Genomic DNA, 11,396 nt, shown 5'->3' with positions numbered 1-11,396 from the left:
ACGATTGCGGAGCCAAACAACATGAACGTCACATTCTCTGTCTACAGATACAATCCGGATGTTGATAACGTCCCCTATATGAAGGAATATCGTCTTGATATTCCTGAAGGTTCCGACATGATGGTGCTCGATGCACTGATCCAGTTGAAAGAGCTGGATCCCACTCTCGCCTTCCGCCGCTCATGCCGCGAAGGAGTCTGTGGATCAGACGGTCTCAACATGAATGGCAAGAATGGTCTTGCCTGCATCACCCCGCTCTCCGATCTGCTGAAGAAGGGCAATAACGTCGTTATCCGCCCCTTGCCTGGCCTGCCGGTGATCCGCGATCTGGTGATCGACATGACCCAGTTCTACACCCAGTGGGAGAAGGTCAAACCCTTCCTCATCAACGATGAAAAATTGCCGCCCGTGCGTGAGCACCTGCAATCCCCCGAAGAGCGCGCCAAGCTGGATGGCCTGTACGAGTGTATTCTCTGTGCTTGCTGCTCCACCTCTTGCCCCTCCTTCTGGTGGAACCCGGACAAGTTCATCGGCCCGGCCGGTCTGCTCGCAGCCTACCGCTGGTTGGCTGACAGCCGCGACACCGCCGCCACCGAACGACTGGGTAACCTGGATGACGCCTTCAGCGTGTTCCGTTGCCACGGCATCATGAACTGCGTGAACGTCTGTCCCAAGGGCTTGAACCCGACCAAAGCCATTGGTCAGATCAAGTCGATGCTGCTCAATCGGGCTGTTTAGTATCAGGGCCAGGGCGTCACGCGCCAGGCCCGACCTCTGGATAGCCATCCGACCCCATGGCTGGATGGCTATTTAAACCCTACAAGCTGCGCTGCAGTGAACAAGATGTACAAGGGATAGAAATGCATAACGGCGTGATGAAGGCCTGGTTGGAGTCATCTCACCTGGCTGGTGCGAATGCAAGCTATATTGAGGATTTGTACGAATCCTTCCTGGAAGACCCTGAATCCGTAGCCGAAGAGTGGCGCAGCCTGTTTAGCGAGCTGCCCCAGGTCAATGGCCACGCGGTTGAACAACCTCACTCCCGAGTCCGCGATTATTTCCGTCGTCTGGCCAAGGATCCCTCCCGTTACAGTGCCCCCGTCTCCGATCCGCAAGTGGATGCGAAACAGGTGCGCGTGCTGCAACTGATCAACGCCTTCCGTTTCCGCGGTCACCAGAATGCCAATCTGGATCCCCTTGGTCTCTGGACCCGTGAAACCGTTGCCGAACTGGATCCTGCTTTCCACAATCTGCAGGGCGCAGACATGGAGGCCACCTTCAATGTCGGCTCCTATGCCATCGGTCGCGAGACCATGGTGCTCTCCGATCTCTACGCCTCGCTCAAGAAAACCTACTGCAGCAGCATAGGTGCCGATTACATGCACCTTACCTCTACCGAGGAGAAACGCTGGCTGCAGGACAGACTCGAATCCATCGAGGCCAAGGGCAACTACAGCCTCGAAGAGAAGACCCGTTTTCTCGAGAGCCTGACCGCTGCCGAAGGGCTGGAAAAATACCTGGGTGCCAAGTTCCCCGGTGCCAAGCGTTTCTCCCTGGAAGGGGGCGATGCCATGGTGCCCATGCTCAAGGAGTTGATCCGTCGCGCCGGTGAGCAGGGTTGCAAAGAGGCCGTCATCGGCATGGCCCACCGTGGCCGCCTGAACGTGCTGATCAACGTGCTTGGCAAGCGGGCACAAGAGCTGTTCGACGAGTTCGCCGGCAAGCATGGCGAGTCCTGGGGCACAGGGGATGTGAAGTACCACATGGGCTTCTCCTCCGATTTCGCCACCCCGGGCGGCAACGTTCACCTGGCGCTCGCCTTCAACCCGTCTCACCTCGAGATCGTCAACCCGGTGGTCATCGGTTCCGTCCGTGCGCGGATGGACAGACGTGGCGACAAGGATGGCTCCAGCGTCCTGCCCATCACCATTCACGGTGATTCGGCCATCGCCGGTCAGGGTGTGGTTGCCGAGACCTTCAACATGTCCCAGACCCGTGCCTATGGCGTGGGCGGGACTGTGCGCATCGTCATCAACAACCAGGTGGGTTTCACCACCTCCAACATGCGTGACGTGCGCTCCACCGAATATTGCACCGACATCGCCAAGGCGGTGCAGGCCCCCGTGCTGCATGTCAACGGTGACGATCCGGAAGCCGTGGTGCTGGTGACCCAGATTGCGCTGGATTACCGCAATACCTTCAAGCGCGACGTGGTGATCGAGCTGGTCTGCTACCGTCGTCACGGTCACAACGAGGCGGACGAGCCGAGCGCGACCCAGCCCTTGATGTACCAGAAGATCAAGCAGCACCCGACTCCGCGCAAGATCTACGCCGATCAGCTGGTAGCCGAAGGCAGCATCACCCAGGAGCTGGCCACCACCCAGGTCAACGACTATCGCGATGCCCTGGACAAGGGGGAGCGCGTGGTCAAGGAGTGGCGTCCGATGGAGCTGCACTCCGTCGACTGGACTCCGTACCTGGGTCACGACTGGGCCATGCACTATGACAGCACTGTGGCGATGGATCACCTCAAGTCACTGGGCGAGCGCATCAGCCAGTATCCGGCTGCCCACACGCTGCAGCGTCAGGTCGAGAAGATTTACGAAGACCGCCGTCTGATGGCGGCCGGCGAGAAGCTGCTGGATTGGGGCTTTGCCGAGACCCTGGCTTACGCCACCCTGGTGGACAAGGGTGCCCGCATCCGCATCACGGGTCAGGATTCCGGCCGTGGTACTTTCTTCCACCGCCACGCTGTGCTGCACAACCAGAACGATGCCAGCACCTACACGCCGCTGTGCAATATCCACGATGAACAGGGTCCATTCGAGGTCTTCGACTCCGTCTTGTCCGAAGAGGCGGTACTGGCCTTTGAATACGGTTATGCCAGCGCCGAGCCTGCCGGTCTCACCATCTGGGAAGCCCAGTTTGGCGACTTTGCCAACGGCGCCCAGGTGGTGATCGACCAGTTCCTCTCCTCCGGTGAGCAGAAGTGGGGCCGCATGTGCGGTCTGACCATGCTGCTGCCCCACGGTTACGAGGGGCAGGGGCCTGAGCACTCCTCCGCGCGGCTGGAACGTTATCTGCAGATGTGCGCAGAGCACAATATGCAGGTGTGCGTACCGTCCAACCCGGCTCAGGTATTCCACATGCTGCGGCGTCAGGTGGTGCGCCCCATGCGCCGTCCGCTGATCGTGATGTCGCCCAAATCCCTGCTGCGCCATCCGCTGGCGGTGAGCAAGCTCGAAGAGCTGGCCGAAGGCACCTTCCAGAATGCCATCGGCGAGATCGATGCCCTGGATCCGAAAGGGGTCAAGCGCGTGGTGTTCTGTTCCGGCAAGGTTTACTACGACCTGCTCGATGCCCGTCGCAAGGCCGAACAGCAGGACGTGGCGCTGGTGCGTATCGAACAGCTCTATCCCTTCCCTGAAGCGGAAGTGCGCGCCATTCTGGCCGATTACGCCCATGTCACCGATTTCGTCTGGTGTCAGGAAGAGCCACAGAACCAGGGCGCCTGGTACTGCACCCGTCATCACTACGATGGCGTGCTGCCAAGCGGTGCCCGTCTGCGTTATGCCGGTCGCCCGGCCTCGGCCTCACCCGCCGTCGGTTATATGTCGGTCCATACCAAGCAGCAGAAAGCCCTGGTGGAAGACGCCCTTACTCTGGCCTAAGCCCTGAACAAGAAGTAACAAGGAACTGATTACATGACTATCGAGATCAAGGTACCGGACCTGCCGGAATCAGTGGCGGACGCCACCATCGCCACCTGGCACAAGAAACCAGGTGATCTGGTTGCCCGTGACGAAGTACTGGTTGACATCGAAACCGATAAAGTCGTGCTGGAAGTCCCCGCGCCGGAAGCCGGTATTCTGGGTGACATCCTGCAAGCGGAAGGGGCGACCGTGTTGTCCCGCCAGCTGATCGCCATGCTCAAGCCGGCTCCCGTGGCCGGTGAAGAGACCAAAGAGAAGCCGGTAGAAGCGGTTGCCGACGACGGCGCAGATGGCTTGAGCCCCTCCGTTCGCCGTCTGGTGGCCGAGCACGCCATCGACGTTGCCAAACTGACCGGCACCGGCAAGGGCGGTCGCGTCACCAAGGAAGACGTGGAAGCCTTCATCAAGGGTGGCAACAAACCTGCCGCCGCGCCGGCCGCAGCTGCGCCTGTGGCAGCAGTAGCGCCGCTGGTGGGTCGCACCGAGAAGCGCGTGCCCATGACTCGTCTGCGCAAGCGCATTGCCGAGCGTCTGCTGGAAGCCAAAAACACCACTGCCATGCTGACCACTTTCAACGAGATCAACATGGCGCCCATCATGAAGCTGCGCAAGCAGTACGGCGAGATCTTCGAGAAGAAGCACGGCATCAAGCTCGGCTTCATGTCCTTCTACGTCAAGGCGGTGGTGGAGTCCCTGAAACGCTACCCGGAAGTGAACGCCGGGCTGGACGGTGACGACATCGTTTACCACAACTATTTCGACGTCAGCATCGCCGTTTCTACCCCACGCGGGTTGGTGACCCCTGTGCTGCGCGATTGCGACAACATGAGCCTGGCCGACATCGAGAAGGCCATCAAAGACTTGGCTGGCAAGGGCCGTGACGGCAAGCTGACCGTGGATGAACTGACTGGCGGCAACTTCACCATCACCAACGGTGGTGTGTTTGGCTCCCTGATGTCCACCCCCATCATCAACCCGCCCCAGAGCGCCATCCTGGGGATGCACAAGATCCAGGACAGACCCATGGCGGTGGACGGCAAGGTCGAGATCCTGCCGATGATGTACCTGGCCCTCTCTTATGATCACCGCATCGTCGACGGTCGTGAGTCGGTGGGCTTCCTGGTCTCCATCAAGGAGCTGCTGGAAGACCCGACCCGTCTGTTGCTGGATGTCTAGGCAATCAGCAAAATTCTGAGCGAATTAGAAAGATAACAAGGGGCCCTTGAGGCCCCCTTCACAGGGGATTGAGAAACACGAGCCCCGGACGGAAATACCTACAACACGGATAGAGCATCTATGAATCTGCATGAATATCAGGCAAAAAAGCTGTTTGCCGAGTATGGCCTGCCGGTCTCCGAAGGTTATGCCTGTGCAACTCCGCAGGAAGCGGCCGAAGCGGCCGATAAAATTGGCGGCACCACCTGGGTCGTCAAGTGCCAGGTCCACGCGGGTGGCCGCGGTAAAGCGGGCGGCGTCAAGCTGGCCAAGAGCAAGGACGAGATCCGCGCCTTTGCCCAGAACTGGCTCGGCAAGAACCTGGTGACCTATCAGACTGACGCCAACGGTCAGCCGGTGACCAAGATCCTGGTGGAATCCTGCACCGACATCGCCAAGGAGCTCTATCTGGGCGCCGTGGTCGATCGTGGCAGCCGTCGCGTGGTCTTCATGGCCTCTACCGAAGGTGGCGTGGATATTGAAAAGATTGCCCACGAAACCCCGGAACTCATTCACAAGGCCGCCATCGATCCGCTGGTGGGCCCGCAGGCCTATCAGGCGCGCGAGCTGGCCTTCAAGCTGGGTCTGGTCGGCGATCAGATCAAGCAGTTCACCAAGATCTTCATGGGTCTGGGCCAGATGTTCCTGGATTGCGACTTCGCGCTGCTGGAGATCAACCCGTTGGTGATCACGGCCCAGGGCAACCTGCATTGCCTGGACGGCAAGATCAACATCGATGCCAACGCCCTGTATCGCCAGCCCAAGCTGCGCGAGATGCACGATCCCTCCCAGGATGACCCCCGTGAAGCGCATGCTGCCCAGTGGGAGCTGAACTATGTGGCGCTCGATGGCAACATCGGCTGCATGGTCAACGGCGCGGGTCTGGCCATGGGCACCATGGACATCGTCAATCTGCACGGCGGCTCACCGGCCAACTTCCTGGACGTCGGCGGCGGCGCCACCAAGGAGCGCGTGACCGAGGCCTTCAAGATCATCCTCTCCGACAGCAAGGTGCAGGCCGTACTGGTCAACATTTTCGGCGGCATAGTGCGCTGCGACATGATCGCGGAAGGCATTATCGGCGCGGTCAAGGAAGTGGGGGTCAAGGTGCCCGTGGTAGTGCGTCTGGAAGGCAACAATGCCGAACTGGGTGCCCGTAAACTGGCCGACAGCGGCCTCAATATCATCGCCGCAACGAGTCTGACTGACGCAGCTCAGCAAGTGGTTAAAGCAGCGGAGGCCAAATAATGAGCGTTCTGATCAACAAAGACACCAAGGTGATCTGCCAGGGCTTCACCGGCGGTCAGGGTACCTTCCACTCCGAACAGGCGATTGCCTACGGTACCCAGATGGTCGGCGGCGTGTCGCCAGGCAAGGGTGGCACCACCCACCTGGGCCTGCCGGTGTTCAACACAGTGCGTGATGCGGTTGAAACCACGGGTGCCACTGCTTCCGTCATCTATGTGCCAGCGCCGTTCTGCAAAGACGCCATCCTGGAAGCCATCGATGCCGGCATCAAGCTCATCGTCACCATCACCGAAGGCATCCCGACCCTGGACATGCTCGAGGTCAAGGTGAAGCTGCAAGAGACGGGCGTGCGCATGATAGGCCCGAACTGCCCGGGTGTGATCACCCCGGGTGAGTGCAAGATCGGCATCATGCCGGGCCACATCCACAAGCCGGGCAAGGTGGGTATCGTCTCCCGCTCCGGCACCCTGACCTACGAAGCGGTCAAGCAGACCACGGACGAGGGCTTCGGCCAGTCCACCTGCGTTGGCATCGGTGGCGACCCCATCCCGGGTTCCAACTTCATCGACATCCTGGAGATGTTCCAGAACGATCCCAAGACCGAAGCGATTGTGATGATCGGCGAGATCGGCGGCAGCGCCGAGGAAGAAGCGGCGGCCTACATCAAGGCCCACGTCACCAAGCCGGTGGTCTCCTACATAGCAGGCGTCACCGCCCCGGCTGGCAAGCGCATGGGTCATGCGGGCGCCATCATCGCCGGCGGCAAGGGCACTGCGGCAGAGAAATTTGCCGCCCTGGAAGATGCCGGCGTGAAAACCGTGCGCTCCCTGGCCGATATCGGCAAGGCCCTGCGTGAAGTAACCGGCTGGTAAGTTATTTAGCCTGTTATCTCTGATAAAAATGCCGCCCGATGGGCGGCATTTTTTATGGCTGATAAACGTTAGGCTTCACTTCGAACCAACCTACATTATTTACGGCTTTGTAGGTTGTGGCTGAGCCTGCGAAGCCCAACGCTTACCGCAGACCGTTGCCAACCTTGAAAAATCGGGCCATAAGGCGTATAACCACGCGCTTTACTGGTCTATTTAGCGAGCCCCTCCATGCAGCAAGTCGAGAAAATGCAGCCAACTCCTTTTTGGCAGGAAAAGACCCTGCAGCAGATGACCATGACGGAGTGGGAGTCCCTGTGTGACGGCTGCGGGAAGTGCTGCCTGAACAAGCTGATCGATGAGGACACCGACGAACTGGTGTTCACCAATGTGGCCTGCGATCTGCTCAATACCAAGACCTGCCAATGTTCCGATTACGGCAACCGCTTCCAGAAAGAGCCTGATTGCCTGCAGATCACATTCGACAAGATTGCCGAGTATGACTGGCTGCCCTCGACCTGTGCCTACCGGTTGCTGGCCGAGGGGCAGAGCCTGCCAGAATGGCATCCGCTGATCACCGGCAGTCGCTCCGCCATGCATCAGGCGGGTCAGTCGGTGCGCGGCAAGGTGATACACGAAGCTCATGCTGGTGAGTGGATCGATCACATCATCACCTGGGCGAGTTGAACCCAGGCCAGCCAAGCCGTTATCCGGTCCACAGTGCTGTTGATATGCCGCAGGGGCAGGGGAGTCATACTCTTCTGCCCCTGCTGCTATCTGGCGGCTTGCCGCGAGCGATACACAGGCTTTGCCTCACCCTGGTCCTCCCTTGCGGGAGAGGGAGCCGAGTGCGCTGTGCCGAGGCTCTGGTGGCCAGTCGATGGCGCTCGTTGCGGCTTTTCGCGTCACCGAAAAGAGGGAAGATACGGGCAGGAGGGTGAGGGGAGAATCCATCCAAGTCACTTCTGGGTGAAGGGAGAAGGCTGCCATATCCCTTTCGCGTTGATGTTTGCTGGCAAGCAGACATAAAAAAACCGGCGCCTGGGCGCCGGTTTTTAGTCACTGTGACTCTTGCTTACCAATAAGCGATTACAGAGAAGCGGTGAAGGTACGGGTGATGACGTCTTGCTGTTGCTCTTTGGTCAAAGAGTTGAAGCGAACGGCATAACCGGATACGCGGATGGTCAACTGCGGATATTTCTCCGGGTTTTCCATGGCGTCCAGCAGCATTTCACGGTTCATCACGTTCACGTTCAGGTGCTGACCACCTTCCAGGTTGGACTCGTGATGGAAGTAACCGTCCATCAGGCCAGCCAGGTTGGCTTTCTGGGATTCCATGTCTTTACCCAGGGCGTTCGGCACGATGGAGAAGGTATAGGAGATACCATCTTTGGCGTAAGCGAACGGCAGCTTGGCAACGGAAGTCAGGGAAGCAACGGCACCCTTCTGGTCACGACCGTGCATCGGGTTGGCACCCGGGCCAAACGGCGCGCCTGAGCGACGACCATCCGGGGTGTTACCGGTCTTCTTGCCATACACGACGTTGGAGGTGATGGTCAGTACGGACTGGGTCGCCACGGCGCCACGGTAGGTGTTCAGCTTCTGAATTTTCTTCATGAAGCGTTCAACCAGGTCACAGGCGATGTCATCGACGCGAGCGTCGTTGTTACCGAACTGCGGGTATTCGCCGTCGATTTCGAAGTCGATGGCAACGCCATCTTCGTCACGAACCGGCTTGACCTTGGCATACTTGATGGCAGACAGGGAGTCAGCCGCAACAGACAGGCCGGCGATGCCGCAAGCCATGGTGCGATAGACATCACGGTCGTGCAGCGCCATCAGGGAGGCTTCGTAGCTGTACTTGTCGTGCATGTAGTGGATGATGTTCAGGGCAGCCACGTACTGCTTGGCCAGCCAGTCCATGAAGTGATCCAGACGATCCATCACGTCGTTGTAGTCGAGGTACTCGCTCTTGACCATTTCGGTCTTGGGACCGATCTGGATTTTGAGTTTCTCGTCCATACCGCCGTTGATTGCATACAGCATGGTCTTGGCCAGGTTGGCACGGGCACCGAAGAACTGCATCTGTTTGCCGACGATCATCGGGGACACGCAGCAAGCGATGGCATAGTCATCGTTGTTGAAGTCCGGACGCATCAGATCGTCGTTCTCGTACTGAACGGAAGAGGTCTCGATAGATACCTTGGCGCAGTACTTCTTGAACCCGATTGGCAGCTGCTCGGACCACAGTATGGTCAGGTTAGGCTCAGGGGACGGGCCCATGGTGTACAGGGTGTTCAGCATACGGAAGCTGTTCTTGGTGACCAGGGTACGGCCATCAACGCCCATACCAGCCAGGGTCTCGGTTGCCCACATGGGGTCGCCGGAGAACAGTGAATCGTATTCGGGAGTACGCAGGAAGCGAACCATACGCAGCTTCATGACCATGTGGTCCATCAGCTCCTGGGCTTCTTGCTCGGTGAGCACGCCTTTTTTCAGGTCACGTTCGATGTAGACGTCCAGGAAGCTGGAGGTACGACCGAAGGACATGGCGGCACCGTTCTGGGACTTGACTGCCGCCAGATAGGCGAAGTAGGTCCACTGTACGGCTTCTTTGGCGCTCGCAGCCGGTACTGAGATATCGCAGCCATATTTGGCAGCCATGACCTTCATCTGTGCCAGGGCACGGTGCTGCTCGGAGATCTCTTCGCGCAGACGGATGGTGGCTTCTAGGTTGACGCCGTTTTCCAGATCAGCCTGCAGGGACTTGAACTGGGCCAGTTTGTCGGCCATCAGGAAGTCGATGCCGTACAGGGCAACACGACGGTAGTCACCGATGATTCGGCCACGACCGTAGGCATCCGGCAGACCTGTGATGACGCCGGACTTGCGGCAGTTCAGGATGTCCTTGGTGTAAACGTCGAACACGCCCTGGTTGTGAGTCTTGCGGTACTCGGTGAAGATCTTCTCGACCATGGGGTCAAGTTGACGACCGTACACTTCGCAAGAGGTCTTGACCATCTTGATACCGCCGTTGGCGATGATGGCGCGCTTGAGCGGCTTGTCGGTCTGCAGACCCACAATTTGCTCCAGGCTCTGATCGATATAGCCGGCATCGTGAGCGGTAATGGTGGAGGGCAGGTCGGTATCAAAATCGACCGGCGCATGGGTGCGGTTCTCGATCTTGATGCCTTCCATGACCTTGTCCCACAGCTTGGTGGTAGCTTCGGTCGCGCCAGCCAGGAAGGACTCGTCACCTTCATACGGGGTGTAGTTCTTCTGGATGAAGTCACGGGTGTTGACAGAGGTCTGCCATTCACCGGCCGCGAAGCCTTCCCATGCTTTTTGGAACTGTTCGTTAAGTTCTGCCATTTTCATTACCTCACACGGTATTGATGTAGTATCCCGCAATCATCCTTAATGATGACGACGGAAGATAAACCAGTAAGTCAGACCAACCATGACGCCACCACCAATGATATTACCTATGGTGACAGGAATGAGGTTGTGTAGGACGAAGTTGGATACGGTCAGATCGGCAAAGGTCGCCGGATCCTGGCCGATGGCCTGCCAAAATTCCGGGCCTGCGACGCTATGGATAGCGATACCGACCGGGATCATAAACATGTTTGCAATGCTGTGCTCGAAACCGGATGCCACGAACATGGCCACCGGGAGCAGCATGACCATCACCTTGTCGGTTGCACTGCGGGCACCGAAGGCCATCCACACGGCGAGACACACCATGAGGTTGCAGAGAATACCGAGGGCGAGGGCCTCGAAGAAGGTGTGGTGGATCTTGTGCTGGGCCACTTTCAGGGCATTGAGGCCCCATTGGCCATTTGCCGCCGTGTACTCGGCCGACATGATGATGAGCGCGACTATGATGAGACCGCCGATGAGGTTGCCGAAGTAGACCAGCCCCCAGTTCTTGAGCAGTTGACCCCAGGTGATGCGGTTGGCAGCCTTGGCCACCAGCGTCAGGGTCGTGGAGGTGAACAGCTCGGCGCCGAGCAGCACACACAGAATAAGACCGAGGGAGAAACAGAGGCCGCCGACCAGTTTGCTGAGGCCCCAGGCCACATCGCCGGCACCCGTGGTGACAGTGATGAAAAAGACAAACGCGATGGCGATGAAAGCGCCTGCTGTGATGGCAAGGGGGATGACCTTGTGTGCAGGCTTGGTAGCCTTGGCATAGGTGATGTCTTCTGCCAATGCTGCGATGGCTTCTGGCTTGAGACAATCAAAGGGAGATTCTGCTTTCAATTCTCATGTACCTGCTGTTTTGCCTGTGGAAATCATAACAAAGGGCCAGATCGTCAAAATTGACTCCGATCAAGAATTGCAGATT

Annotated in this window: 8 protein-coding genes; 6 read left to right on the top strand and 2 right to left on the bottom strand. The window is 58.6% G+C overall.

Annotation, left to right across the window (positions count from 1 at the left end; translation table 11 throughout):
- Nucleotides 1-21: 21 nt before the first annotated feature.
- The 6 genes from GWQ31_RS06060 (at nt 22) to GWQ31_RS06035 (ending at nt 7,732) form a co-directional block, all read left to right on the top strand.
- Complete coding sequence (locus GWQ31_RS06060) at nt 22-738, top strand: succinate dehydrogenase iron-sulfur subunit (protein ID WP_005310899.1); 717 nt, start codon at nt 22-24, stop codon at nt 736-738.
- A gap of 122 nt (nt 739-860) precedes the next feature.
- Complete coding sequence (gene sucA, locus GWQ31_RS06055; protein ID WP_265461459.1) at nt 861-3,671, top strand: 2-oxoglutarate dehydrogenase E1 component; 2,811 nt, start codon at nt 861-863, stop codon at nt 3,669-3,671.
- Between the two features lie 33 nt (nt 3,672-3,704).
- The gene (gene odhB / locus GWQ31_RS06050; RefSeq protein ID WP_011898799.1) at nt 3,705-4,889 is read left to right on the top strand and encodes a 2-oxoglutarate dehydrogenase complex dihydrolipoyllysine-residue succinyltransferase; all 1,185 of its coding nucleotides are present in this window, start codon (nt 3,705-3,707) and stop codon (nt 4,887-4,889) included.
- A gap of 120 nt (nt 4,890-5,009) precedes the next feature.
- Nucleotides 5,010-6,176, top strand: a complete 1,167-nt coding sequence (sucC, locus tag GWQ31_RS06045; RefSeq protein ID WP_005310904.1) for an ADP-forming succinate--CoA ligase subunit beta — start codon at nt 5,010-5,012, stop codon at nt 6,174-6,176.
- Nucleotides 6,176-7,048 (top strand): succinate--CoA ligase subunit alpha, encoded by an 873-nt coding sequence (gene sucD, locus GWQ31_RS06040; protein ID WP_005310908.1) that lies wholly within the window; start codon nt 6,176-6,178, stop codon nt 7,046-7,048. Before sucC ends, sucD begins: the two co-directional genes overlap by 1 nt.
- A gap of 246 nt (nt 7,049-7,294) precedes the next feature.
- Nucleotides 7,295-7,732, top strand: a complete 438-nt coding sequence (locus GWQ31_RS06035) for a YcgN family cysteine cluster protein (RefSeq protein ID WP_265467540.1) — start codon at nt 7,295-7,297, stop codon at nt 7,730-7,732.
- 402 nt (nt 7,733-8,134) lie between these two features.
- Here the strand turns inward: GWQ31_RS06035 and pflB are convergent, their stop codons facing one another.
- Nucleotides 8,135-10,417 carry a formate C-acetyltransferase gene (pflB, locus tag GWQ31_RS06030; protein ID WP_275908895.1) on the bottom strand — a complete coding sequence of 761 codons (2,283 nt, stop codon included), beginning with the start codon at nt 10,415-10,417 and terminating at the stop codon, nt 8,135-8,137.
- 45 nt (nt 10,418-10,462) lie between these two features.
- Nucleotides 10,463-11,311 (bottom strand): formate transporter FocA, encoded by an 849-nt coding sequence (gene focA, locus GWQ31_RS06025; protein WP_005310913.1) that lies wholly within the window; start codon nt 11,309-11,311, stop codon nt 10,463-10,465.
- Nucleotides 11,312-11,396: the final 85 nt, after the last annotated feature.

This window comes from Aeromonas sp. 2MA4, from assembly GCF_029237305.1.
In the GTDB taxonomy this organism is placed as follows: Bacteria; Pseudomonadota; Gammaproteobacteria; order Enterobacterales; family Aeromonadaceae; genus Aeromonas; species Aeromonas salmonicida.
The sequence above is the reverse complement of the archived record's forward strand: the minus strand, read 5'-3'. Positions and strand labels throughout refer to the sequence as shown.